This window comes from Brevibacterium sp. XM4083, from assembly GCF_006489205.2.
GTDB lineage: Bacteria > Actinomycetota > Actinomycetes > Actinomycetales > Brevibacteriaceae > Brevibacterium.
The window spans coordinates 145,295-170,005 of the sequence record NZ_VFYR02000003.1; the positions used below are offsets into that span (position 1 = coordinate 145,295).

Here is a 24,711-nt window from a genome sequence, read left to right on the forward strand (position 1 = left end):
GTCCTGGAGGGACGGGTCGGCAAGGGGCGATGCCGGTCGGAGGACCACCTCGGCGAGGTGATGACCACCCACGACGACGGACACGGATTCCGCATCGAGAACAGGAGGATCCAACGGAAGAGGACGGAACGGCGACGGATCCCGGTCAGATCACAGGGTGAGATGCCACTCAACCTGCGGGATCCGCGGTTGCGAGCCGTAAGGGCGGAGATAGACTCGTCTGATGTTCACAAACTATCGGGAAATTCTGTCGCTTCCCGGTGCTCTCAAGTTCTCCTTGGCAGGTCTTGTCGCACGGATGCCGATCGCCGTCCTCGGACTCGGGATCGTCCTCTTCATCCAAGGCGTCACCGGTTCGTACGGCCTGGCAGGCATCGTCGCCGCCGTGTACATGATCGTCCAAGCCCTTGCAGGTCCCGGGATTGCGCGCCTCGTCGACCGTCGCGGCCAGGCGAAGGTCATGGTGCCCATCGTCATCACGCACCTCATCGCGCTCACCCTCCTCATCGTCTCCGTCTACCTCGACTGGTGGGTCGGTCTCACCTTCGTCTTCGCCGGCATCGGCGGCGCCACCGTCGGCTCCGTCGGATCGCTCGTGCGGTCTCGCTGGTCGCACCTCGTGAACTCGCCGAACCAGCTGCAGACGGCGTTCTCCTGGGAATCCGTCGCCGACGAGCTGCTCTTCGTCTCCGGACCGGTGCTCGCCACGGTGCTCGCGACCGCCGTGTGGCCGCCCGCGGGCATCATCCTCTCGATGATCTCCGCCGGTGTGGGATCCGCACTGCTCTACATCCAGAAGTCGACCGAACCGCCGCCGATCGAACGGTCCACCGAGGCGAAGGGCCACGTCTTCTCCAACCCGGGGATCTTCACGATCATCATCGTCAACGTCTTCCTCGGCGTGAACTTCGGCGCCATCGACGTCATCGCCGTCGCGTTCTCCGACGAGCAGGGCGTGAAGTCGCTCGCCGGCTTCCTCCTCAGCGCGTTCGCGCTCGGATCCCTCATCTCCGGTGCCATCTACGGGGCGAGGAACTGGAACTCCGCGACCCACCACCGTTTCGGGGTGACGGTCTCGCTGCTCGCGATCGGCACGTGCACGATGCTGCTCGCCCGCGACATGTTCACCTTCGGCCTCATCCTCTTCATCGTCGGCTTCACGATCGCCCCGAGCCTCGTCGGCGCGAACTCCGTCATCCAGCAGCTCGCCCCGCCGAGGCGGCTGACCGAAGCCTTCGCGTGGCTGGGCACCTCGCTCGGCTTCGGCGTCGCGTTCGGGTCGGCGATCGCCGGCAACCTCATCGACCACTACGGGGCGCACACTGCGATGCTCCTGCCCGCAGGCTGTGCGGTGCTCGGGGCGATCCTCGCGCTCTCGCTGCTCAAGCTGCTCAACCCGTCGCGGTCGAGCCACGAAGTCCGCATCGAGAAGGACCGCCGCAGGGCCCGCGTCGAGGAGTGAGGGGCGCCGGGCGGGTTGGGAGACCGGCCTGGCGATTTGCTGGTCACTGCGCCGAGGTGGCGTGACAATCACTGGTCACTGCGCCGAGGTGGCGCGGCCGAAATCAGCCCAGCCGCCTCGGCGGAGTGACCAGCAAATCAAGGGGTGCCTAGGTGGAGCGACCAGCAAATCGCTTCGTGCCCTACGGGGTGAAGCGGTAGCCGATGCCCATCTGCGTGTGGAGGTACTGCGGGCGCGCCGGATCGGCCTCGAGCTTCGAGCGCAGCTGCGACATGTAGACGCGCAGATAGTTCCGCTCCTTGCCGAACTCCGGGCCCCACACTTCGGTGAGGAGGGTCTGCGCCTCGACGAGCGCGCCCTTGTGCTTGACGAAGACCTCGAGCATCTTCCACTCGATCGGAGTGAGGTGGACCGGCGCGCCCTCGACCTCGAGCAGGTGGGCGGCGAGGTCGATGACGACGCGCCCGTCCGCGGTGCGCACGACACCGGACTCCCCCGTCCGGCCCGTCCGCCTCTCGATCGCCCGCAGCCTCGCGAGCACCTCGCCGAGCGAGAACGGCTTCGTCACATAGTCGTCGGCACCGGCGTCGAGAGCGGCGATCTTCCCGTGCGAATCGTGCCGGGCCGAGACGACGACGATGGGCACCTCGCTCCACCGCCGCACCTGGGAGATGAGCTCGATCCCGTCGACATCGGGCAGTCCGAGATCGAGGAGGATGACATCGACCTCGGACTCGCTGAGCACCTCGTTCATCCGCCGTCCGCTGCCGGCGACGACGACATCGTGCCCCTTCGCCTGGAGGCCGATGCCCACAGCCGTGGCGATATCGGCATCGTCTTCGACGATGAGCACCCGCTTCATCGGCGGCCCTCCCCTGCCTGCAGTCGGTCGTCCTCGGTCGTCGTCGCCATGTCGTCGGTCGCTTTCTCGCCGACGTCTGCCCTCACCGAGTCATCGTCGCCCGCCGAGGCGGTTCCCGCGGCGGCGCCGATGAGTTCGTCGTCCTCGCCGCCGGGTTCGTCCGCCGAGGTGGCATCCTCGTCCTTCCCGCAGCGCGGGAACGTGAGCACCGCGGTGAAGCCGCCTCCGGGGGTGTGCTCGGCGGCCAGGTCGATGCCCATCGCCCGGCACAGGCCGAGCGCGACGGCCATGCCGAGTCCCAGGCCCTTCGCGTTCGACTCATCGAGCCGGGTGAACGGGGTGAAGATCGTCTCGAGTGCATCATCGCTCACGCCCGGTCCGGAGTCGGCGATGCGGAGGTAGACGGCCTCGGCGCCGGTCGAGGCATCGATCGTCAGCGGCGCCCCGTCACCGTACTTGAGCGAGTTCTCGACGATGTTGACGAGCACCCGCTCGAGGAGCCCGAAGTCGACATCGACCCACGCGTCGGGATCGATGTCGACGGTGATCTCGGGGCCAGAACCGTCTGCGGCACCCCGGCCCGACACAGTGCGCGAACTCGACCGGTCCGCGTTCCCGACCGACGCGGCCGCGCCACCAGCAGGCCCGACCACAGCCCCGGCGCCCGCACCCTCGGCATCCCCACCCGCACCCCGCTCGCCCGCGGTCACGGTGCGGACGTTGTCGGCCCCCACCTCGGCGAGGGCAGAGACGACGAGATCGGACACGGGGACCGGGGACGTCGAGATCGTCACCGCACCGGACTGGATCCGGCTCATGTCGAGGAGGTTGTCGATGAGCTTCTCGAGCCGCAGCGTGCCGTTCTCGATGGTCGTGAGCATGAGGCGCTCATCGGCGTCGGAGAGCTCGATCCCGTCGAGCATGAGCGTCGACGTCGCCGCCTTGATCGCCCCGAGCGGGGTCCGCAGATCGTGCGAGACCGCGGTGAGCAGGGCCGTGCGCACGGCGTTGCCGGCGCTGAGCTCGCGGGCCTGCGACCGGGTCGCGGCGAGCTCGGACTCCGTGAGCACCCGGAGCAGACGCCCCGCGTAGGCGTCGAGGATCCGCTGTTCGCCGGCGCTGAGCGGCTGGCCCTTGAGGAGGAGGGCGGTGTCGTCGTCGAGGTCGAAGGTCTCGGTCGCCTCGGCCCGGGTGGTCACCGGCTCCCCCGCCGAGGCGGTCACCGCCCACTCCCCTGCCTCGTCCTTGCTCAGCACGGCGACACCGTCGAGGACGAAGGTCGTGCGGATGCTCTCGACCATCGACTCGGGGCTGTCGCCTTCGGCGATCATCGATCGGGCGAGCTCGCTGAGCACCGACCCCTCGTGTTCGGCGGCCTGGGCCTGCCGGCTGCGGCGCGCGGCGAGGTCGACGACGGTGGCGACTGCGACGGCCACGGCGATGAAGATCGCGAGCGCGAGGATGTTCTCGAACTCGGCGATCGTGAATGATCCGACGGGATGGGTGAAGAACCAGTTGATGAGGGCGGTGCCGAGCACGGCTGTCATCACCGCCGGCCACAGCCCGCCGATGAGGGCGACGATGACGACGACGGTGATGTAGCTGAGGAAGTTGATGCTCAGCGACACCGCTCCCGGTCCGAGCGCGATGAAGAGGACGGTGAGTGCGAGTGGGGCGAGCGCGCCGATGACCCAGCCCAGTATCCGGCGCAGCTTCGAGATCGCACTGCCCGGCCGGTTTTCCCGGCGGGGCCGCCACACGCGCGCGGCCTGCGAGTGGGTGACCATGTGGACGTCGATGTCCGCGGCGGAGGCGATGACACGATTGGCCACCCCGGGGCTGAAGATCCGGCCGTACCAGGGGGTGCGGGAGACCCCGAGGACGATCTGGGAGGCGTTGACGGTGCGGGCGAACTCGACGAGCGCGGTGGCGGCGTCGTCGCCGACGACGGTGTGCCACGTCGCATTGTTCGCCTCGGCGAGCTCGCGGGCGCGCATGAGGTCAGGGGCGGTGGCCGAGCGGGTGCCGTCGGGTTCGACGACGTGGACGACGAGGAGTTCCCGGCCGGCCACCCGACCGGCGATGCGCAGGCCGCGGCGGATGAGCGTGATCGACTCGGCACCCCCGGTGACGGCGACGATGATCCGGTCGCGGGCGGCCCACGTGTCGCGGATGCCCTTGGCATCCCGGTACTCCTCGAGGCCTTCGTCGACGCGGTCGGCGAGCCAGAGGAGGGCGAGTTCGCGCAGGGCGGTGAGGTTGCCGAGCCGGAAGTAGTTCGACATCGCCGCATCGACCTTCGCCGCGGCGTAGATGTTGCCCTCGGACAGGCGGGCGCGCAGGGCGACCGGGGAGATGTCGACGAGTTCGACCTCGTCGGCGGTGCGGAGGAACGGGTCGGGGACGCGTTCGTGCTGGACGCGGCCGATGATCGAGCCGACGACGTCGCCCAAGGATTCGAGGTGCTGGATGTTGATCGTCGTGAACACGTCGATCCCGGCAGTGAGGATCGCCGCGACGTCCTCCCACCGCTTCTCCCGGTCCCCGGAGCCGGGGACATTCGTGTGGGCGAGTTCGTCGATGACGACGAGCTCGGGCGCTCGGGTGAGCACCGCCTCGGCGTCGAGTTCCTCGAAGGTCCGCCCCTGGTAGGGCACCTGGGCGCGCGGCAGGGTCTCGAACCCCTGCGCGAGTGCCGCGGTGTGGGCGCGGCCGTGGTCCTCGACGATGCCGACGACGACGTCACGCCCTGCATCCCTGGCACCTGCGGCGGCTTCGAGCATCGCCACGGTCTTGCCGACTCCGGGTGCGTACCCGAGGAAGACCGTGAGCTTCCCCCGCCGAGGTGACCCCATCAGTTCTCGGGATCCGCGACGTTCACGGCGGTGCCGGGGGTGTTCTGCAGGTCGTTATTCAGGGTGACGACGTTGACGCGGGGTTCGCCGATGAAGCCGAGGATCGGCTGCTTCGTGTTCTTCTCCACCATCGTCTCGACTTCCTCCCTGCTCAGTCCGGTCTCCCTGGCGACGCGATCGATCTGCAGTCGAGCATACTCAGGACTGATTTCGGGATCGAGACCCGACGCCGAGGCGGTCACCGCATCCGCGGGGATCGTCGCCGGATCGACGTCCTCGCGCTCGGCGATCTCGGTGCGGCGGGTCGTGATCGCGGCGACGAGTTCGGGGTTGGTCGCGGCGAGGTTCGACGCACCCGAGGCGAGCCCGTCGTAGTCGCCTGCCGAGGGGCGCGGGTAGAACCATTCGTCGCCGGTGACCGGCTGGGCCATGAGCGCGGAGCCGACGACCGCGCCCTCTGAGTTGCGGATCGTCGAGTCCTGACTGGGCACGACCTTGGCGATGAGGACCATCGTCAGCGGGTAGGCGAGGCCGAGGAGGAGGGTGAAGACGAAGAGGGCTTTGAGCCCGGTGAAGGCCTGACGGATGAGCATGGTCTGTCCTGTCTGAGTGAGGTGGGCGGTGGGCCGATCGGCCCGGGGCGGGGGTGCCGACCGGGATCCGGCTGCCCCGGGAGGGGCGCCGCGGCGGCGTGAGACCCGGCCGCCGCGGACGGGGGGTGTGGCGGCCGGTCAGAGGAACGGGCTGATGACGAGGTCGATGAGTTTGATCCCGATGAAGGGGACGATGAGCCCGCCGAGTCCGAAGATGAGCAGGTTGCGCCGCAGCAGGCTCGCCGCGCTCGTCGTGGCGAACCGCACCCCGCGCAGAGCGACGGGGATGAGGGCGACGATGATGAGGGCGTTGAAGATCACCGCGGAGAGGATCGCCGATTCCGGACTGTGCAGGCCCATGATGTTGAGCGCCCCGAGCCCGGGGAACGCGAGGAGGAACATCGCGGGCACGATCGCGAAGTACTTCGCGACGTCATTGGCGATCGAGAACGTCGTCAGCGCCCCTCGGGTGATGAGCAGCTGCTTGCCGGTGGCGACGATGTCGATGAGCTTCGTCGGATCCGAATCGAGGTCGACGAGGTTGCCGGCCTCCTTCGCCGCCGAGGTGCCGGTGTTCATCGCGACCCCGACGTCGGCCTGTGCGAGCGCGGGCGCATCGTTCGTCCCGTCCCCCGTCATCGCGACCATCCTGCCCCCGGCCTGCTCAGACTTGATGAGGGCGAGCTTGTCCTCTGGGGTCGCCTCGGCGAGGTAGTCGTCGACCCCGGCCTCCCGGGCGATCGAGCGGGCCGTGAGCTCGTTGTCGCCGGTGATCATCACCGTGCGGATGCCCATCTCCCGCAGCTGCGCGAAGCGATCGGCCATGCCCGGCTTGACGATGTCGCGGAGGTCGATGACCCCGAGCACCCGGGCGGAGGAGGCGTCGGCGGCATCCGCCGTCGAGGCGGTCGCCTCGGCGACGAGGAGGGCGGTGCCGCCGCCGGTGTTGATGCGCTCGACCTCGGCGCTCGCCTCGGCGGGGATGTCGGCACCACGGTCGATCGCCCACGCGAGGACCTCACGGGCCGCCCCCTTGACGATCGTGCGCGACCCGACTCCCTTCTCACCGGGAAGGATGATGCCCGAGAGGCGGGTGGCGGCGGAGAACGGGATGAACTCGGCGGTCGGGAAGGCCTCGAGACCGGCGGCGTCGATGCGGAAGTCGCCTTCGGCCAGGGCGACGACAGACCGGCCCTCCGGGGTCTCGTCGGCGAGTGAGGACAGGCGGGCCGCCTCGGCGATCTCCTCATCCGTCGTCTCCCCGAGGGCGACGAAGTCGGTGGCCTGGCGGTCGCCCATCGTGATCGTCCCGGTCTTGTCGAGCAGGAGCGTCGAGACATCGCCGGCGGCTTCGACGGCGCGCCCGGACTTCGCGAGGACGTTCGCGGCGACGAGCCGGTCCATGCCGGCGATGCCGATCGCCGAGAGCAGCGCGCCGATCGTCGTCGGGATGAGGCAGACGAGGAGGGCGATGAGGACGGTCAGCGATTGAGGGGCGCCGGAGAACGCCGCGATCGGGGCGAGGGTGGCGACGACGAGGATGAAGATGAGGGTGAGGACGGAGAGGAAGACGCCGAGGGCGACCTCGTTCGGGGTCTTCTGGCGGCTCGCGCCTTCGACCATCGCGATCATCTTGTCGAGGAAGGATTCGCCGGGGCTCGCGGTGATCGAGACCGTGATCTCGTCGGAGAGGACCTTCGTCCCTCCGGTCACGGCACACCGGTCGCCGCCGGCCTCGCGGATGACCGGGGCGGACTCACCGGTGATCGCCGATTCGTCGACGGTGGCTGCGTCTTCGATGACGTCGCCGTCGCCGGGGATGACCTCACCGGCGGTGACGAGGACGCGGTCCCCGGCGCGCAGCTGGGAGGCGGGGACGGTCTCCCGCTGCCCCTTGTCGAGGATCCGGGTCGCGTTCGCCGTCACCCGGGTCGCCCGCAGGGAGTCGGCCTGCGCTTTGCCGCGGCCCTCGGCGAGCGCCTCGGCGGTGTTGGCGAAGACGCAGGTGAGGAACAGCCAGATGCTGATCGCCCACGTGAACGGGGTGGGGCCGGTGATCGCGAGGACGAGGGTGACGACCGCTCCGATCTCGACGAGGAACATCACAGGGTTCCGCCATGCGACCCGCGGGTCGAACTTCTTCAGCCCGAGGAGCACGGCCCGGGTGAGCGCCGGAACCGTGATCGAGCGTCCGGTGCCCGTCGGCCGGTGGGAGGGTTCGGGTCGGTGTGCTGTGCCGGGCGGCGTCGTCGGGGTGTCCTCGACGAGGCGGGAGGGCGTCGGGCTGCTGGTGAGCTTGGAGGCCTTGGTGTCGGTGCGCATTTCAGAGGAGTCCTTCGTTGATCGGGCCGAGGGCGAGGACGGGCAGGAACGTCAGGGCGCTGACGATGAGTCCGGTGCCGACGGTGACCCCGACGAACAGGGGTCGGTGGGTGGGCAGGGTGCCGGGGGTCGCCTCGGTGGAAGGTTGGGCGGCGAACGCACCGGCGAGCGCGAGGACCGCACAGATCGGACCGAACCGGCCGATGAGCATCGCCAGTCCCAGGGCGGTGTTGAAGAACGGGGTGTTCGCATTGAGTCCGGCGAACGCGGATCCGTTGTTGTTCGCCGCCGAGGTGAACGCGTAGAGGATCTCGGACAGACCGTGGGGGCTGTCGGCATTGAGGATCGAGTCCGCGGCGTTCGGCCACATCGTCGCGACCGCGGTGCCGGTGAGCACGAGGGTCGGGGTGATGAGGATGACGGCGGAGGCGAGCGTGATCTCCGTGCGTCCGATCTTCTTGCCGAGGAACTCCGGTGTCCGGCCGACCATGAGGCCGCAGATGAAGACGGCGAGGACGGCGACGACGAGCATGCCGTAGAGGCCGGAGCCGACGCCGCCGGGGGCGATCTCGCCGAGCATCATGTTGAGCATGAGGACGCCGCCGCCGAGGCCGGAGTAGTTCGAGTGGAACGAGTCGACAGCACCGGTCGAGGTCAGGGTCGTCGAGACGGCGAAGAACGCGGAGGTGATGACGCCGAAGCGGGTCTCCCTGCCTTCCATCGCGGCCCCGGCCGCATCGGTGGCCGGCGTGGACAGCGTCGTCTCGGTGAGGATGACGGCGACGAGGGAGAGGACGAAGAACGAGGCCATCGCGCCGAGGATCGCCCAACCGTGCCTGCGGCTGCCGACCATGACGCCGAAGGTGCGCGGCAGGGCGGAGGGGATGAGGAGGATGAGGAAGATGTTGGCGAGGTTGATGAGCGGGCTCGGTGCCGAGAGCGGGTGGGCGGAGTTCGCGTTGAAGAAGCCGCCGCCGTTCGTGCCGAGGTGCTTGATGACCTCCTGGCTCGCATTCGGTCCGCCCGGGATCGTCTGCGTCACCTGCGATCCGCCGGCCACGGTCTCGACGACCTGGTCCGGGGTGAGGTTCTCGATGACGCCCAAGCCGATGTAGATGAGTGCGAAGACCACCGAGACCGGCAGGAGGATGCGGAGGACGGTGCGGGTGAGGTCGACCCAGAAGTTGCCGATGAAGAGCGAGCGCTGCCGCATGAACCCGCGGATGAGGGCGACGGCGACGGCGATGCCGACGGCGGCGGAGACGAAGTTCTGCACGGCGAGGCCGGCCATCTGGACGAGGTAGCCCATCGTCGCCTCACCGGAGTACGACTGCCAGTTCGTGTTCGTGACGAACGAGACCGCCGTGTTGAACGCCTGATCGGCGGTGACGGCGGGCTTGCCGTTGGACAGGGGCAGGAACTCCTGGAGGCGCATGAGGCCGTAGAGGAGAAGGATCGAGACGAGGGAGAACCCGAGGACGGAGAGGAAGTAGGTCTTCCACCGCTGCTCGGATGAGGAATCGACGCCGGTGAGACGGTAGAAGAGCCGCTCGGCCTTCGTGTCCTTCGTCGAGAGGAAGACGCCTGCCATGTAGTTGCCGAAGGGCACATGGACGGCGGCGAGGACGGCGAGGACGAGGAGGATCTGCGTGATGCCGGTGAACCAGGTCATGCGCGCGCCTCCCCGCTCGAATCCGGGGTGGAGGGGGTGCCGGGGGTGCTGCCGGTGGTTCCGGGCGTCGTGCCGGGGGTGCTGCTCGGGTCGGTGATGCGCGCGGTCGTCGCGCTCTCAGCGGTGACCTTCTCGAAGACCAACGCCTGGGCGGCAAGCCCAGCGACAGTCGCGACGGCGAGCAGCAGGTAGAGGAGATCGGCGAAAGGAGCGTCCATACGGTGTGGCCTCGTTCTTCTCGTGCGGGTGGGTCAGTGCACGACGGCGCGGTGCGCCGCTGTGCGGTACTCCCCCATCACACACGTCTCCCGAGGTCACGGACCCGGATCCTAACGCGGTCTTAACACCTCCTAACGCACTTTTGACACCCCGACGAGGCGGTCGCCCCCACAGCAGCCCATTCAGTGGTCACTCCCCCGAGGCGGTCGGATTCGGTGGTCACTCCCCCGAGGTCGGGGACGCGATTTCGGCCCGACCACCTCGGCGCGGTGACCACCGAATGGGAATGCAGCTCACTCGTCACCGGAAACGGGAGGGACGATTCGGTCGGCCAGCCAGTCGGCGACGACATCGGTGCGTTCGTCGCTGTCGTTGTAGATCGTGTGATCACCGCCGGGCCACTCGACGAGCAGCGCATCGTCGCAGGCGTCGAGGAACGGCGTCTGGTCCTCCTTCTCGACAATGGGGTCAGCCCCGCCGTGGACGACGAGGAGAGACCCGACGATCGTCTGCGACCCGGGGTCGAACGCGAGACGGGCGAAGTTCGCCTCGAGGGCAGCTTCATCGTCGCTGCCGAGCATCGCCGCCGCCTGCTCCCGGAAGGTTCGGAACGGCAGGAGGCGCGGCATCGCAAATCCCCCGTTGACGACCGTTGCCGAGATTCGGTGGTCGGCTGCTGCGGTGAGGGCGGCGAAGGTCCCGCCGAGGCTGTTGCCCCAGATCCCGATGGGTGCACCCGCGAGGTCGGGGTGGGTGTCGAGGACGTCGACGAAGCGGCCGAACGCGGCCGGGACATCGCAGTCGAGGTGGATGCCGGAGACGAGACGACTCTCCCCCTGCCCCGGGCCCTCGGCCATGAGGGTGGCGATGCCGCGGGCGGCGAGCGCGTCGCTCATCCGGTAGTACGTCGCACCCCAACCGCTCTGCCCGCCGAAGACGATGACGCTCGCCAGCGGGTCGACGGGCGTGCGCAGCCACCCGACGAGCACCCCATCGCCGAAGCTCACCTCGACGCGGCTGAGTCCCGATCCGGGGATCTCCGTGATCGCGGTGAGAGCGGCGCGAGCCTGGTCATAGAGTCCACGCTTGCGGTGGCCGTCGGGCACCGGCATCTGTGCGAAGAGGAAGTCCGCTGCGGCAGCGCGGTAGGCACGGATCGCGGTGAGGTCGTTCCCCCGTGCCGCCGCGTCGCGACCTCGGTCGAGCTGCACCTCGCCGAGGTGCTCGAGAGTCTCATCCCAGCCGACCCCCTCATCGGTGGCTGCCCGGAGGCGGCTGACGTCGCCGTAGAGGACGCCGCCGTCGAGGAGTCTCTGCACCGGCATCGCCCGCCAGTGGGCGTCGAGCTCCGCGTGCGGATCGGTCTGAGGGTCAGGCTCGGCGACAACGTACGGCTTCCTGCCCGTGAACAGTTCTCCCGTCATGCCGACACCACCGTCGCGTCTGCCCCGGCGGTCTCAGAGTTCTGAGCACGTGGGGTTGGCACGCGCGGAGTCTGCGCACCCAGGGCCTGTTCACGCCAGGCCCGCGCGCCCCGCAGCTGACCGAGCAGTTCATCGACGAGGCCGGGCACCTCGGCCATCGACCCCGTGCCGAACACGACGAAGTCGGGCCGGGCGACATACGCCTCGGCGCCGATCGCGGCGAAATAGTCGCGGTACGTGCCGTTGTCATCGGTGACGGACCACGGATTTCCCGGCCGTGTCGAGACGATGTCCACCCCTACCTCGGCGAGGCGATCGAACTGCGACCGCGAGAGCACGGATGCGGGATCACCCGAGGTGACAAGGTTGATCCGGTTGCCGATGATGTCGTCGAAGAGCCCTGTCCGCCAGTCCTTCGTGATGACTCCCTGAGGTGAGAGCGTGCCGGCGAACGGCTGCTCACCGGGCGCGAGATACCCGGCGTCGATCGTCGGGAACGGCGGCGGTGGGGGCGCGGTTCCAGTGCGGAACGCCTCGTCGCGGGCCTTCGCCGCCTCGACGTCGCGGAGGTTGGCGATCTCACCGAGGGCGACACTGGTGGCCTGGATGACGGCGACGTGGGGGCGGCGTTCGGCTTCGTACGTGTCAAGGAAGGCGTCGTCGGCGAAACCGCGGAGGACAAGGTCGAGCTTCCACGCGAGGGTGAGTCCGTCGCGCATGCCCGAGCACGCGCCCTGCCCCATGTAGGGCGGCATGGTGTGGGCGGCGTCGCCGATGAGGAACGCCCGCCCCTCGCGCCACCGCTGCGCGGTCCGGGCGGAGAAGACGTAGACGATCTGGCGGAGGATGCGCACGTCGTCGGGACCGAGGCCGTGACGCTCGCGGAACCACCGCCACGCGTACTCCTCCGTCGCCGCCTCCTCCAGGCTCTCACCTGGGAGGACGGCGACCTCGAAGCGGTGGCGACGAGCCCCGATGGGCATGAACATGTTCGGCCGGACTGGGTCGCAGAACTGGGTGCTCACGGCGAAGCGCTCGGGCAGCTCGCGCAGCTTCTCCGTGTCGAGGTTGAGCCACACATCGTTCGATTCGAGGTCGTCGCGCTCGATGCCGAGGCTCGTGCGCACGAAGCTGTTGGCGCCGTCAGCGCCGACGATGTACCTCGCCGTGACGGTGCGGTCATCCGGGTGCGTGCCATCGGATCCGTCTCCGGGCTGACCGGTCTGTCCCTGTCGGTCCTTCGACCACGGACGGATGCGCAGGGTCACTTCGTCCGAGTCCTGGCTCAGGTGCACCGCCTGCCAGCCCTGGAGGACGTCGACGGTGTCCTGGCCACGGATGTCGGCGTCGATCGCATCCTCGATGTCGGGCTGGTACATCGTGTAGTGCGCCGCGTAGCCCGAGGACTCCCCCGACCAGTCGACCGTGAGCAGCGTCTCGCCTTCCCCGTTGCGCCAGATGTACTCGCTCGCCGGTTCGCTGCCCTGGAGGGCCCGATCGACGTCGCCGACGTTCTGGATGATGCGGGCGACTTCGCCGTCGATATGAGTGAGCCGGGGCAGGCCGTAGAGGGACGCCCACCGTTCGACGGCGAGGACGCGGTGGCCGCGTCGGCCCAGCGCCGAGGCGAGGACGAGCCCCGATGGTCCGTATCCGACGACGATGACGTCGTAGGTGTCGGATGAGGCAAGGTCGCCGCATGGGCGGGGGATGCTCTCTGCGGGGAGGGAACTGCGTTCCGTGGGGTCAGGGGTGGCGGCGATCATGGGCACTCCTTCGTGACTGAGATCGAGATCGGTCCCATCACGGTAGGAGGCAGACCCGCGCGCGGCGACGCGATTCGCGACACGAGCATCCGATAAGCGACATGACTTCTTGCCCGTTCCGCAGTCCGCGGTCGGCGGCTATCGTGGGGGCATGACCGGGGTGATGAGGCCAGGAAGCGTCGACGAGTTCGAACGCTTCGTCGGTCGATCGCTCAGCCCACACCGGCTGTTCGAGATCGACCATCGATGCTTCGTGCCCGATGTCTGGTCGATGCGTCTCGGACGACTCAGCCTCGTCCAGTTCTCCCTGGGCACCGACGCGGAGGTCGACATCCCCGAACACGCCGACTACATCGACGTCGTCGTCGCTCGCCGAGGCGGGGCCGAGATCGCGATCGGAGCGGAGACCGTCCCGGTCACCGCTTCCGGCACGGCCGCGATCCTCGTTCCGCAGGCCAGAGTCCGCATGGCCCTGCAGCCCGACTACGACCAGATCCACCTGCGCATAGACGAGTCGGTGCTCCGGGCCCACAGCGAGACCCTGCGACCAGCGGCTGGTCGCTCTCCGATGCGCTTCCGCTCCCACGCCCTGCCGCTGAGTGCAGGGTTCGGCACGTGGCTCGGGGTGCTCGAGGGCCTCGTCGCCGACGGCCGTGCCGGTCAGGCCGTGGCTCCGCTGCTCACGCCTACGATCGAGGATCTTCTCCTCACCCAGCTCGTCGTCGGCCACCCGGACCTTGCCGGAGAGTCCACGAAGGAATCGGACTGGTCGACGACGCCGAAGCGGGTGCGCAGGGCGCTCGACTTCATCGCCGACCACCTCGGCGAACCAGTGACGGTGACCGAGATCGCCGAGGCGGCGGGACTGAGCGTGCGCACCCTCCAACGCGCGTTCCGAGAGGAGCTGGGCACCTCACCCGTCGAGCACCTGCAGCGTCAGCGACTCCACGCGGCCCGATCCGACATCCTCAGCGGAGACGAGACGATGAGCGACATCGCCTTCCGGTGGGGCTTCTCTCACCCGTCACGGTTCGCCGCTGCCTACCGCCGTCTCTTCGGTGAGCTGCCCTCACAGACGCGCGCGCAACGCTAGGGCGCCCGGACGACAGAACGCCCGGACGCGTCCGCCTCACTCGACGAGTTTGCCCTCGACGCTGATCTCCCCGGAGTGCATGAGCGCTGCGACCTCGGGGTCGACGGCCGGGATCGTCTCGCGGACGACTCCGGTCGCAGGCGACCACACGAGGTTGACGGTGAGCTCAGGGTCGAGCTCGGGGTAGTCGCTGCGGTTGTGGCAGCCGCGGGTCTCCCGCCGCTCGAGCGCGGACTCAAGGGTCGCGCGGGCCGCGAGCACCGAGGATCTGAGGTCGAAGGCGTGCGCGAGATCGGAGTAGCCGGCGATGTCGGGGTGGATGCCGACGTCTGCCATCCGCGCTTCGATCGCCGCGAGCTTCTCGAGTCCCGCGAGCAGTCCGGCCTCGTCGCGGACGACGCCGGCGTGCTCGGTCATGAGGTTGCGGACCTCGCGCTGCAGGGCCCGGACGTTCTCCGCCCCATCGGAGGCGAGCAGGTCATCGATCTCGGCCCGCGCCTCGGCGAGGGACTCCTGCGAGCGCACCTGAGCCTCGAGCTCATCGGAGTAGGCGATCGCCGACTGTCCGACGATCCGGCCGAAGACGAGGAGTTCGATGAGGGAATTGCCGCCGAGGCGGTTGGCCCCGTGGAGGCCGGACGAGGCCTCGCCGATCGCCCACAGTCCCTCGACGTCGGTGCTGTGGTCGACGGGATCGACCCACACTCCGCCCATCGAATAGTGCGCGGTCGGAGCGATCTCGATCGGGTCCTTCGTGATGTCGAGCATCTGAGTCTCCATGAGCGTCTGGTAGACGCGCGGGAGCCGGGACATGATCGTCTCGCGCGGCAGGTGGGAGACGTCGAGCCAGACGCCGCCGTTCTCCGTGCCCCGGCCCTCGGCGATCTCCGTGTACGCGGCGAGCGCGACCCGGTCGCGGGTGGACAGTTCCATCCGCTCGGGATCGTAGCGCTCCATGAACCGCTCGCCGAGGGCGTTGCGGAGGATGCCGCCCTCACCGCGGGCGGCTTCGGAGACGAGCGTGCCCGCTGCGTTCTCGGGTTCGAGGATGCCCGAGGGGTGGAACTGGACGAGTTCGGCGTCGCGGAGCCGGCCGCCGGCTTCGACGGCGAGGCGGAAGGAATCGCCCGTGTTCTCATCGCGGCGTGAGGACGTGCGGCGCCAGATCCGGTTGTGACCGCCGGCGGCGAGGATGACGGCGTCGGCGTGGATGCGATAGCGGGTGCCGTCGACGAGGTCGAAGCCGTAGGCGCCGAAGATCCGGCCGTCGGCGGTGAGCAGCTTGGTGATGTAGACGGTGTCGAGGATCGGGATGTCGAGCTCGGCGGAGCGGTGGATGAGGGCGCGCTGGATCTCCAGGCCCGTGTAGTCGCCGGCGAAGGCGGTCCGCCGCCATGTGTGAGCGCCGAAGAAGCGCTGCGAAATCCGGCCGTCGTCCTCCTTCGCGAAGTCCATCCCGTAGCGCTCGAGGTCGGCGATGCCCTGCTCGGCACCCTGGGTGACGATCTCGACGGTGCGCGGGTTGGCGAGGTCGTAGGATTCCTTGATCGTGTCCGCGGCGTGCTGCTGCCACGAGTCCTCGGGGTCCATCGTCGCGAGAGCGGCGTTGATGCCGCCGGCGGCGAGGGAGGTGTGGGCGTCGTCCTTCGAACGCTTGCCCACGGCGATGACGTCGACGCCGGATTCGGCGACCTCGATGGCCGCCCGGAGACCGGAGCCGCCGGTGCCGATGACGAGGACGGAGGTCGAGAGAGCGTGTTCTCTGATGCGGGCGTTGCCCTGTGTTCTGCTCATGCCTTCCACGTTAGGATCGCCTACACGATACGTCCAATGCATTGTTCGACTCAACACGATAGCAATAGACTATTGCCATGAATCTCGAACAGCTCGCGAGCTTCGTCGAGGTCGCCGACACCGGGCACTTCACGAAGGCCGCCGCGACCCTCCATCTCGCGCAGCCCTCCCTGTCCCGGCAGATCTCGACCCTGGAGAAGGAGCTCGGGGCCGAGCTCTTCCATCGCGCCCGCGGCCACATCACCCTCACCGCGGCCGGTGAGGCGCTGCTGCCGACCGCGCGGAGGATGCTCGCCGACGCCGAGGCGATCCGCCTCGACATGGACGAACTCGCCGGTCTGCGGCAGGGTCGAGTCCGTCTCGGGGCGACTCCGACCCTGTGCGTGAGCCTCGTCGCCGAGGCGCTCAGCCGCTTCCACGCCGAGCATCCCGGAATCGAACTCGAGGTCATGGAGAAGGGCTCGCGCGAACTCGTCGAGGCCCTCGGTGCCGGGCAGCTCGACCTCGCGCTCATCACCCGGACCTTCGACCTCGGGGCGATCGCCCCGCGCCTGCACATGCAAGAGGTGCTGCGCGAAGACCTCGTCGTCATCGCAGCCGCCGACGCACCGGAGGCGGCCGACGCACCCGGAACCGCGGATACGGGCTCGGCATCCGCGCCGGCCCTCGGGGACACGATCACCCTCGCCGAGGTGGCCCGCCGCCCCCAGGTCGTCTTCCACCACGGCTACGACCTCCGGGAAGCCACCTCGGCGGCGTTCGAGGCGGCGGGACTCACCCCCGACGTCGTCGTCGCAGGGGTCGAGATGGATGCGGCGATCCGCTTCGTCGAACGCGGACTCGGGATCGCCATCGTCCCCGCGATGGTCCTCGTCGACCGGCCGCGGCTGCGCTCGGTCCGCCTCGTCGACCCCGGCCTCTCGCGCGCCGTCAGCCTCGCCCAGCGCGCGGACGTACGGCCGACCACGGCCGCCTCGGCGATGGAGAGGACGGTGCTGAGCACGGCCCGGGCACTCGCCTCGGCGGAGTCGGAGCTCTCCCGGTACGTACGGCTCGAGGGATAGGGCGACGGGGTCGGGTGAGCGGTCTCCACCCGGATCTCCACCCGCGGGTGGTTCGCGTCGGCTCGACCTCGACGAAGGATGGGGGCAGCGGATCGCACCCGGCGATCCCCCTCACTCTGGAGACCAACCGTGACTCTCGATGCCCCGTGGATCCCGATCGCCAACGTGCTGCTCGCCCTCGTCGTCCTCGCCCTCATCCTCTACCGTCAGCTCAGTTGGCGGCGCCTGTCCCGGATGGTGCGCGTCGCCGTCATCGTCATCGTCCTCGGCACGATGACCCTGCCCCTCCAGCTCGGAGACGCCGACCTCACCTGGGCATCGGCCGTGACCGCCATCGTCCTCATCGTCGCCGTCTCGCTCGCCGGCGGATGGGTGATGGGCCGGTTCGCGGAGGTCTCGACCGGCCCGGACGGTGAAGTCCGCATGCGCGGGGGATGGCTCGGTGTCGCCCTCTGGCTCGGCTTCATCGCCGTGCGCATCGGCATGGATCTCGGGCTGGCGGCCGTGATCTCCCCGGAGATGGCCACCGCCACCGGACTGCTCCTCATCTCGATCGGCCTCGCCCGGCTGACGAGCACCCGCATCGCCGCCCGGTGGGCCGCTCACCAACTGAGCGGCGGAGTCGATGCCGGGGCGCCGGTCCGCCGCGACCCTCCTCGCCCGTGAGCCGACCAAGGTCCGGACCGCATTCGCGTACGCCGTCTCGCCCGTTCGGTGGTGGGGTAGGATCGCGGCCATGAGGCCGGATCCGTCCCGCCGCACCGACGAACGCGGGAATCTGAGCAGTCGATGGCGACCCGCGGATGTCCTCACCCTCATCCTCGGCGTCGTCTTCGGCGGGTTCTTCACACTCTTCGCATGGGAGGTGTCCGTACCCGAACTGCGAGCAGTGGCGCTGGCGGCAGTGGCGCTCTGGGTCGCGGAGATGATGCTCGGGGCGACGACGAACGACTACCGCCGGGCCTCACCCGGACAGCACGCGGTGGGCACGGGGCTGCTCGTCGTCTCCCAGATCATCGCGTGCGCCCTCGCCTTCGCCCCGGGGTCGACGATGATCCCGCTCGCCGTCGCCGGCCTCGCCCGACTGGTCCGCCGCTCCGACCGCTCGGTCCTCGTCGTCACGCTCACCATCGTCGCCGATGCCTGCGCCCTTCTCGCAGCGGCGATCGCCGTCGGCGCCCCGACCGAACTCCTCATCATCTACCTGCTCGTCGGCGCCGGCGTGGGACTGCTCACCCGACTCCGGGCCGGCCGCCTCCTCGCCGAGACCCAGGAACGCGCGCTCCTCGAAGAGCAGCTGATCTCCCAGCGCGAGCGGGCGACGACCGCGGCGCTCGCCGAACGTGCCCGCATCGCCCGCGACCTCCACGACGTGCTCGCGCACTCCCTGGGGGCGCTGACGCTCCAGCTCGACGCGGCCGCCGCGCTCGCCCAGGCCCGCCGCTGGGAGGGACTCGACGCCCGCATCGACCGGGCGCGAGGGCTCGCCGCCGACGGTCTCGCCGAATCCCGCCGGGCGGTGGCAGCCCTGAGGGAGCAGCCGCGCCAGGACCTGCTCGACGGCGTCGCCGAGCTGCTGCGCGCTCATCGTGACAGCGGCGCCGACGTGCTCACGATCCTTCCGAACCGACCGCAGGCGGTGCTCGCCCGGCTCAGCCCGGAAGGGGTCGAGGCCCTGCTCCGCGCCGTCCAGGAGATGCTCACCAATGTCCGCCGCCATGCGCCCGGGCAGGCGGTGACCCTCGAGATGAGGTTCGCGGACGCCTCTCTCGATTCGGGCGCGGGCCACGGACCCGGCCCTGCCGGCGCCGAGGTGCCTCCCGTTCCCATCGTGCGCATCAGCGCCCGCAACCTCGTCGGGGACACTTCGGAGATGCGTGAGGCGATGTCACGCTCCTCCACTCCCGCGGCGGGAACAGGCACCGGCGGGTTCGGACTGCTCGGCATGCGCGAACGCTGCGAGGCTCTCGGCGGCGGCGCGGAGGGGCGCCTCGTCGGCGGGCGAACCTTCGTCGCCGAGGCATGGGTGCCGGTGGTGCCCCCGACCGATGCGGATCACTCCACGACCTCACCCGTCACACCATCGAGGGCCGACCGATGAGCATCACGGTGCTCGTCGCCGACGACCAGGCCCTCGTCCGCGACGGCATCGTCGTCGTCCTCTCCCTCACCGACGGCATCGAGGTCATCGGCGAAGCCCGCAACGGAACCGAGGCCATCGCCCTCGCCGCGGAACTCGAGCCGGACGTCGTCCTCATGGACCTGCGCATGCCCGGCCTCAGCGGGGCCGAGGCGACCGCACAGTTGACGCAGAGCCGTCCCGACATCCGAGTCCTCGTGCTCACAACCTTCGCCGACGACGCGAGCATCGACTCGGCGCTGCGGGCCGGTGCCGCAGGCTATCTGACGAAGGACGCCGGTCGTGAGGAGATGGTCGCCGCCATCCGTGCGACGGCCGTGGGCGGCACTCCGCTGGACACACGCATCGCCGGACGGGTCGTCGCCGGCCTCCCGGAGGCGCGCCCGGCCTCGGTGCGCGACCGGTTCCCCGAGCTCACCGCGAGGGAGGCCGAGGTCCTCAACCTCATGGCCGAAGGCGCATCGAACCCCGAGATCGCCGAGCGCCTCTTCCTCGGCGTCTCGACTGTGAAGTCCCACATCAACGCCCTCTTCGCGAAGCTCGGGGTGAGCCGGCGACAGGACGCGATCGCCCTCGCCCACGGGGAGGATCGCCCGCCCGAGAGCTGATCGAGGTCGAGGCCCTGCGATGGAGTGTGCTCAGCCCTCTGCCGTCAGACGCCATCCGGAACGGGCATCGAAGGTGACGAGGCCGAGGTCGCGGAAGGCGTGCAGCCACCCCTCCATCGGCCATATCCTCCACCGGTCGAAGAAGATCCGCGCATTGGCGACGATGTCGGCGACGTGTTCGACGGGTGGGGAGCTCACCGGGTGGTACCGGTGGAAGGCGTGCGCGCCGCCGACCCAGCGCAGTCCCACCCCGGCCCTCCTGGCAGCGAACGCGAAGTCGGTGTCCTCGCCCCCGTATCCGGCGTAGGTCTCGTCGAATCCGCCGATCCGGGCGAAGACCTCGGGACGGCACGCGAACGACAGCGACCAGAAGAGGGCGAACGGATCGGGAGCGCCCGGTCCGTCTGCCGTCGCGTCCGGGTCGACGTCGACGACCTCGCCATCGTTCGGATCGGGTCGAGCGGGGTGAGGGTGTGGGATGACCGGCGCCGAGGCGGCCAGCCCTTCCGTCTCCTCCTCCGTGAGGTAGGTGACCGGCCCGAGGAGGAGCCGACGGGTCGCAGTGCCGTCGCGCCCGGCCGCAGCGCGCTCGACAGTCCCGGCAGCTTCCTCGTAGCGTTCGAGGAGGCGCTCTGCCGGCAGGCAGTCGGCGTCGAGGAAGACGAGCAGCGTGGCGCCGAGCTCGACTGCGGCGGCGGCTCCGGCGTTCCGTGCCGCTCCGAGTCTGACCTTCCCGCCCGTCGCGTCGGCGGCGGTGGTGTCGATCGTCGCCGGCAGCGCGCCTGCATGATCGGCGAGGACGGATTCCGCGGAGGCTCCGGGGGAGAGCAGGCACACGACATGGCGGAGACTGCCGTCGTCGATGCGGTCGGGGTGGAGGCGCCGGAGTTCCGCGTGCTGACTCCGGATCCGGTCGAAGCGGTCGGGTGAGGCGAGGCTGATGACCACGGTCCGCTCAGACGACATGGGTCAGACCTCCGGAACTCGCGCACACCCGATGGATGACGTCGGCGGCCCGGCCGGGTGCCCCCTCGGTCTGCCAGGCCTCCCATGGGAAGTCACACCGGGAGACGGCGTCGACCTCCGCGTCGAAAGGCTCCCCGATCTCGAGTCGGTCGCGCACGGGGAACCCGAGCGCCTGCAGGAGGAGGCCGTTGGCGACCTGCTCGTCGAAGGGCCTGGTCTGAGGGACGAAGATCGCGGGGCTGCGCGCGGCCATGATGTCAGCGATCGCACCGAGACCGGCATTGCTGAGCACGAGCGCCGAGGACCTCAGCGCGGCATGGACGTCAGAGGTCCACGACTGCACATCGAGTCCGATCGCGCTCCAGTCATGGCGACTCCTCTCCCGCAGCCGCTCGAACGTCGAGGCTCCGAGGCTCGTTCCGCCGCGCGATCCGAGGAGGAGGAAGCGTCGACCTTCACCCGCCTCGGCGCTGCCATCGGTCGGAGTGGTGCTGTCATCGGTCGGAGCGGTGCTGCCGCCGGCCGCTTCGGTGCTGTCGTCGGTGGGCGCGGATGCGGAGATCCCGCCGACGAACGTCGTCTTCGCCGCATGCCTGACCGTGTGCGGCAGAGCCCGGGCATAGACCGCGTCATCGGCGGCCTGCGGTGCCGGCAGGGGGACGAGGAGTGCGTCGGCGAGCGCGTAGGCCTGCCGGTGCGCGGCGTCGGTGCGCTCTCCAGCCTGCGCGATGACCGTCACCGGCACGCCGAGGAGACGGGAGAGGAGGACGACCTCAGCCGAGACGTCGACGACCATGCCCGAGAGACGCGGTGCCGCCTCGGCGATCCTGACCATCCTTCGCCGGTGACCGGGAGCGTTCGTCGGCACCCAATGGAGGTGCCCACCGGCGGTCGGGTCGGCGGGCTCCCCGTGCGGGGGCGTGTCCGCCTCGAGCTCGATCCACTCCACGTCACTCGTGCGCGAGCGCGGCAGCCGCTGCGGCCGGGGCAGGCTCGAGAAGACGACGACGTCGTCGTCGAGGTGGGGGACGACCGCGGTCATCCGCCGCAGATGCCCGTGCCCGTGGTGGTGGACGTACCAGCCGATCACCCGGCGCCTCCGGTCCGCGCCAGCCGGGAGGCGCCGAGGCGGGAGCCCTCGCGATCGGGCCCGACGGTTCCGAGGTCAGGGGTGCGCGCGGCCACGGCGGCGGTGAACCGGTCGAGGAGGACCTCGGCGCACGCCCCGACGCTGAACCGGGACACGGCGTGGTCTCGGATCCTCGCGCGAGCGGTGCCGACCGCGCCGGAACTGCTCGCGGTGAGCACACGGCGGGTCGCCTCGGCGAGGTCGTCGAGGACCTCGTCGTCGGCGCGGGCCGCGGGGACGAGGGTGACGCCGTCGACGTCGGAGTAGAGGTCGGCGAAGGCACCACGCTCGAGTGCGACGACGGGGGTGCCGCAGAACAGGGATTCGATGACGACCTGGCCGAACGGCTCGTTCCACATCGGGGTGACGACGGTGGCAGCGGAGGCGCCGACGACCTCGGCGGTCTCCCGCTGGCTGAGGCACCCGAGGTAGTCGACGAGTCCATGGGAGCGCGCGATCGCGGGGGCGACGTAGGCGTCGAAGTAGTCGGGGTCGCCGATCGGACCGATGATCCGCAGCGGCACCCCGATGCGGGTGGCGACGTCGACAGCGAGGTGCGGGTACTTCTCGGGCACGATCCGCCCGAACCAGCACAGGCCGGGACCGCCCGCGCCCAGCGGCCAGACGGTCGCGTCCGCACCGTTGGTGACGACGTCGGTGGCGACTCCGGCGTTCGCCCACGAGGACTGGGCGTACCGGGAGACGGTGAAGACCCGCTCCGCTCCGGCGGAGTCGATGACGTCGACGAGGTCCATCCGCGGCGGGGTGTGGAGGGTTGTGAACAGCGGCACCGGGATCTCGGCCGCTCGGGTGAGGGGGACGGTGCTCACGGCGTGGTTGTGGACGACGTCGAACCCTCGCCCTTCGACCGCGAGGTGGTCCATGACGGTGTGGAGGCACGCGGCCTGGTGAGCGGCGACCTCGTCGGGCGGGTGCGCATCCGATCGGGGAGCGCTCAGCGGCCATGGCAGCTCGGGGTAGACGAGGGCCGGCGGCGAGTTCTCGAGGAAGTCGGAGCCCTCCTTCGCTGCGAGGGTGACGTCGTGGCCGCGCCGCCGCAGCTCCCGCACGAGGTTCCACTCGTGCGTCTCGAGCCCGCCGCGCAGCGGTTCGCGCAACGGGTAGCGGTAGTCGGCGATGACGAGGATGCGCAGCGGCCGGTTCACCGGGCACCTGCCGTGTCAGCGGGTGAGGGCGTTGCCGGTGTCGTTGCAGTTGCCGCAGTGGCTGGCGGTGTCGCAGTTGGCGGCGTCACTGCCGGAGCCGCGGCTGGCGTCTTCGCCCGTCTCGCCGCGACCGACCGGTAGAGCCGTGTGTGCGCGTCACGGACCTCGGCGAGCAGGCGGAGTCCGTCCTCACGGGAGCGGGGTGGCAGCGGCGGCGCCTCGGCGATCGCGTGCAGGCCAGCGCGCAGCGAGTCGGCATCATGGAAGTCCACGCCGAGGTTCGTCCCGGGCCGCTGATCGGCGAGATGGCCGACCTCGGCGTAGAGGACCCGCGTGCCGAGGTCGTTGGCCAGATCGAGCAGCCCTGAGTGAGTTCCGTGCCGGTAGGGCAGGACGAGGACATCGAGACGGGCGAGCCAGTCCTCGAGTTCGCGATCCGACATCGACGCCCAGACCTCGACGTCGGCGGATTCGGACCGGTCGAGCAGGCGCTTGAGCTCGGCGACCTCGGATTCCCGACCGGCGCGCACGGTCGGTCGCCGGATCACGGTGAGCCGCCAGTCATCATTGCGGAGAGGATCGGTCCCGAGGGCCCGGGCGAGGGCGGCGATCGCCGCGAGATCAAGCGACGGGCGGGCATCCTTGAGGAGGATTCCGGCAGTGTACGGTCGCCGCGCGGTGAACGGTCGCCGTGCGGCGAACGGTTGCCGCGCCGCGACGGGCGCGCCGGGCGACGACGGACGGTTCGCGACGGGCGCGCCGGGCGGTTGAGTGCTCGCCACCACAGCCTCGGCGACGTCGGAGCCCAGCGGCGGGTGCGGCACAACGGACACCTCGCGTGACCACCGCCGGATGATCTCCGCACGTGCGCCCTCGGTGAGGGTGATGACACGGACGGCATGCCGGAGGAGGACCTCGAGTCGGCGAGCGAAGTCGTCCTGGGCATGCTCGGGCAGCTGCGGATTCTCGAGGTCGTGGACCGTGAGGACGAGCGGCAGTCCGAGCCTGTCGAGGGCTGCGACGAATCGCTCGAGTGCGGACAGAGGAACGAGTTCGAAGCCGAAGTGAACGTGGACGAGATCGGCGTCCGCTGCCTGGTCCTCGTCCCACGCCTCGATGAGGAACTGTTCGACGACGGCGTCGGCACCGGAGGATCCGTCACCCGGCGCGGGCAGGATCTCGACCGCCGTCGGGTCCGTGATCGCGAGAACGTAGGGGTGATCGGCGGGAAGGGAGATCGCTCTGATCCTCTCCGCTGTCACCCTGTCACCTCCGTCGAATCGTCATGGTCGGAACGCTGAGAACGGCCGGTCCCGTCTCCTCGGCGCTCACAGTCTTCTCAGTGCTCAGGCCGTCGTCCCCGCATGCAGAAGCGGCAATGCACGTACTTGCGGCAGCGCACGGACGAGCAGCAACACACCCTGCCGATCGAACATTACCTTACGATGTAAAGAAGTGATAGGGGCTATTTGATCGGATGCCGTCATCGCGGCCGGCTGACCTGTCGCGCCCTGGCGGCTAGACTGCGTGGCACAGGTCACCGCACCATCCGTTCGAATGGTTGCCCGCCCCGAGG

At 69.7% G+C, this 24,711-nt stretch carries 19 protein-coding genes; 6 read left to right on the forward strand and 13 right to left on the reverse strand.

Going from position 1 to position 24,711, the window contains the following annotated elements:
• The first annotated feature begins 223 nt into the window (after window positions 1-223).
• Window positions 224-1,462: an MFS transporter gene (locus FJ887_RS09965; RefSeq protein ID WP_101624399.1), complete on the forward strand. Its 1,239-nt coding sequence runs from the start codon at window positions 224-226 to the stop codon at window positions 1,460-1,462.
• Between the two features lie 181 nt (window positions 1,463-1,643).
• Here the strand turns inward: FJ887_RS09965 and FJ887_RS09970 are convergent, their stop codons facing one another.
• The 8 genes from FJ887_RS09970 to mhpA all read right to left on the reverse strand — a co-directional run bounded on the left by FJ887_RS09970 (window position 1,644) and on the right by mhpA (window position 13,175).
• Window positions 1,644-2,324, reverse strand: a complete 681-nt coding sequence (locus tag FJ887_RS09970) for a response regulator (RefSeq protein ID WP_140955338.1) — start codon at window positions 2,322-2,324, stop codon at window positions 1,644-1,646.
• On the reverse strand, window positions 2,321-5,179 hold the full coding sequence (locus tag FJ887_RS09975) for a DUF4118 domain-containing protein (RefSeq protein WP_140955339.1): 2,859 nt from the start codon (window positions 5,177-5,179) through the stop codon (window positions 2,321-2,323). Before FJ887_RS09975 ends, FJ887_RS09970 begins: the two co-directional genes overlap by 4 nt.
• Window positions 5,179-5,772, reverse strand: coding sequence for a potassium-transporting ATPase subunit KdpC (gene kdpC / locus FJ887_RS09980; RefSeq protein ID WP_140955340.1), 594 nt, complete (start codon window positions 5,770-5,772; stop codon window positions 5,179-5,181). Before kdpC ends, FJ887_RS09975 begins: the two co-directional genes overlap by 1 nt.
• Before the next feature lie 138 nt (window positions 5,773-5,910).
• Window positions 5,911-8,094, reverse strand: coding sequence for a potassium-transporting ATPase subunit KdpB (gene kdpB, locus FJ887_RS09985; RefSeq protein WP_140955341.1), 2,184 nt, complete (start codon window positions 8,092-8,094; stop codon window positions 5,911-5,913).
• 1 nt (window position 8,095) lies between these two features.
• Window positions 8,096-9,766, reverse strand: a complete 1,671-nt coding sequence (gene kdpA, locus FJ887_RS09990; RefSeq protein ID WP_140955342.1) for a potassium-transporting ATPase subunit KdpA — start codon at window positions 9,764-9,766, stop codon at window positions 8,096-8,098.
• Window positions 9,763-9,984: a hypothetical protein gene (locus FJ887_RS09995; RefSeq protein WP_140955343.1), complete on the reverse strand. Its 222-nt coding sequence runs from the start codon at window positions 9,982-9,984 to the stop codon at window positions 9,763-9,765. The genes kdpA and FJ887_RS09995 overlap by 4 nt, the downstream gene beginning before the upstream one ends.
• 294 nt (window positions 9,985-10,278) lie before the next feature.
• A complete protein-coding gene (locus tag FJ887_RS10000) occupies window positions 10,279-11,409 on the reverse strand; it encodes an alpha/beta hydrolase (protein WP_140955344.1) in 1,131 nt (376 codons plus the stop codon).
• Window positions 11,406-13,175 (reverse strand): bifunctional 3-(3-hydroxy-phenyl)propionate/3-hydroxycinnamic acid hydroxylase MhpA, encoded by a 1,770-nt coding sequence (gene mhpA / locus FJ887_RS10005; protein WP_095375104.1) that lies wholly within the window; start codon window positions 13,173-13,175, stop codon window positions 11,406-11,408. Before mhpA ends, FJ887_RS10000 begins: the two co-directional genes overlap by 4 nt.
• A gap of 151 nt (window positions 13,176-13,326) precedes the next feature.
• Here mhpA and FJ887_RS10010 point away from each other — a divergent pair, with 151 nt between their 5' ends.
• Complete coding sequence (locus FJ887_RS10010; protein ID WP_082834972.1) at window positions 13,327-14,268, forward strand: AraC family transcriptional regulator; 942 nt, start codon at window positions 13,327-13,329, stop codon at window positions 14,266-14,268.
• A gap of 36 nt (window positions 14,269-14,304) precedes the next feature.
• On the opposite strand, the gene FJ887_RS10015 is transcribed toward FJ887_RS10010, so the two are convergent.
• On the reverse strand, window positions 14,305-16,062 hold the full coding sequence (locus FJ887_RS10015; protein WP_063250407.1) for an FAD-binding protein: 1,758 nt from the start codon (window positions 16,060-16,062) through the stop codon (window positions 14,305-14,307).
• A 77-nt stretch (window positions 16,063-16,139) separates the two neighbouring features.
• Here FJ887_RS10015 and FJ887_RS10020 point away from each other — a divergent pair, with 77 nt between their 5' ends.
• The 4 genes from FJ887_RS10020 to FJ887_RS10035 all read left to right on the forward strand — a co-directional run bounded on the left by FJ887_RS10020 (window position 16,140) and on the right by FJ887_RS10035 (window position 19,874).
• The gene (locus tag FJ887_RS10020; protein WP_063250406.1) at window positions 16,140-17,126 is read left to right on the forward strand and encodes a LysR family transcriptional regulator; all 987 of its coding nucleotides are present in this window, start codon (window positions 16,140-16,142) and stop codon (window positions 17,124-17,126) included.
• A 129-nt stretch (window positions 17,127-17,255) separates the two neighbouring features.
• Window positions 17,256-17,792 carry a hypothetical protein gene (locus FJ887_RS10025; protein ID WP_063250405.1) on the forward strand — a complete coding sequence of 179 codons (537 nt, stop codon included), beginning with the start codon at window positions 17,256-17,258 and terminating at the stop codon, window positions 17,790-17,792.
• A 70-nt stretch (window positions 17,793-17,862) separates the two neighbouring features.
• Window positions 17,863-19,227: a sensor histidine kinase gene (locus tag FJ887_RS10030; RefSeq protein WP_162909100.1), complete on the forward strand. Its 1,365-nt coding sequence runs from the start codon at window positions 17,863-17,865 to the stop codon at window positions 19,225-19,227.
• Complete coding sequence (locus FJ887_RS10035) at window positions 19,224-19,874, forward strand: response regulator (protein WP_063250403.1); 651 nt, start codon at window positions 19,224-19,226, stop codon at window positions 19,872-19,874. Before FJ887_RS10030 ends, FJ887_RS10035 begins: the two co-directional genes overlap by 4 nt.
• A 30-nt stretch (window positions 19,875-19,904) precedes the next feature.
• Here FJ887_RS10035 and FJ887_RS10040 read toward each other — a convergent pair whose 3' ends face one another.
• From FJ887_RS10040 to FJ887_RS10055, 4 genes are read right to left on the reverse strand one after another with little or no spacing between them, the layout of a single operon-like run.
• Window positions 19,905-20,840, reverse strand: a complete 936-nt coding sequence (locus FJ887_RS10040) for a galactosyltransferase-related protein (protein WP_095375105.1) — start codon at window positions 20,838-20,840, stop codon at window positions 19,905-19,907.
• Entirely contained in the window at window positions 20,830-21,930 is a 1,101-nt protein-coding gene (locus FJ887_RS10045; protein WP_063250401.1) for a glycosyltransferase, read from the reverse strand. The genes FJ887_RS10040 and FJ887_RS10045 overlap by 11 nt, the downstream gene beginning before the upstream one ends.
• Entirely contained in the window at window positions 21,927-23,135 is a 1,209-nt protein-coding gene (locus FJ887_RS10050) for a glycosyltransferase (RefSeq protein ID WP_140955345.1), read from the reverse strand. The genes FJ887_RS10045 and FJ887_RS10050 overlap by 4 nt, the downstream gene beginning before the upstream one ends.
• Window positions 23,132-24,397, reverse strand: a complete 1,266-nt coding sequence (locus FJ887_RS10055; RefSeq protein ID WP_063250399.1) for a glycosyltransferase — start codon at window positions 24,395-24,397, stop codon at window positions 23,132-23,134. The genes FJ887_RS10050 and FJ887_RS10055 overlap by 4 nt, the downstream gene beginning before the upstream one ends.
• Between the last annotated feature and the right edge of the window lie 314 nt (window positions 24,398-24,711).

Bases quoted from the DNA above. Each gene is read 5' to 3' on its own strand.
- kdpA (WP_140955342.1), bottom strand. From the start codon at position 9,766: ATGACCTGGTTCACCGGCATCACGCAGATCCTCCTCGTCCTCGCCGTC.
- FJ887_RS10035 (WP_063250403.1), top strand. From the start codon at position 19,224: ATGAGCATCACGGTGCTCGTCGCCGACGACCAGGCCCTCGTCCGCGAC.
- FJ887_RS10000 (WP_140955344.1), bottom strand. From the start codon at position 11,409: ATGACGGGAGAACTGTTCACGGGCAGGAAGCCGTACGTTGTCGCCGAG.
- FJ887_RS10020 (WP_063250406.1), top strand. From the start codon at position 16,140: ATGAATCTCGAACAGCTCGCGAGCTTCGTCGAGGTCGCCGACACCGGG.
- FJ887_RS10030 (WP_162909100.1), top strand. From the start codon at position 17,863: ATGAGGCCGGATCCGTCCCGCCGCACCGACGAACGCGGGAATCTGAGC.
- FJ887_RS09970 (WP_140955338.1), bottom strand. From the start codon at position 2,324: ATGAAGCGGGTGCTCATCGTCGAAGACGATGCCGATATCGCCACGGCT.
- FJ887_RS09975 (WP_140955339.1), bottom strand. From the start codon at position 5,179: ATGGGGTCACCTCGGCGGGGGAAGCTCACGGTCTTCCTCGGGTACGCA.
- FJ887_RS09965 (WP_101624399.1), top strand. From the start codon at position 224: ATGTTCACAAACTATCGGGAAATTCTGTCGCTTCCCGGTGCTCTCAAG.
- FJ887_RS10010 (WP_082834972.1), top strand. From the start codon at position 13,327: ATGACCGGGGTGATGAGGCCAGGAAGCGTCGACGAGTTCGAACGCTTC.
- kdpB (WP_140955341.1), bottom strand. From the start codon at position 8,094: ATGCGCACCGACACCAAGGCCTCCAAGCTCACCAGCAGCCCGACGCCC.
- mhpA (WP_095375104.1), bottom strand. From the start codon at position 13,175: ATGATCGCCGCCACCCCTGACCCCACGGAACGCAGTTCCCTCCCCGCA.
- FJ887_RS09995 (WP_140955343.1), bottom strand. From the start codon at position 9,984: ATGGACGCTCCTTTCGCCGATCTCCTCTACCTGCTGCTCGCCGTCGCG.
- FJ887_RS10015 (WP_063250407.1), bottom strand. From the start codon at position 16,062: ATGAGCAGAACACAGGGCAACGCCCGCATCAGAGAACACGCTCTCTCG.
- kdpC (WP_140955340.1), bottom strand. From the start codon at position 5,772: ATGCTCATCCGTCAGGCCTTCACCGGGCTCAAAGCCCTCTTCGTCTTC.
- FJ887_RS10040 (WP_095375105.1), bottom strand. From the start codon at position 20,840: ATGTCGTCTGAGCGGACCGTGGTCATCAGCCTCGCCTCACCCGACCGC.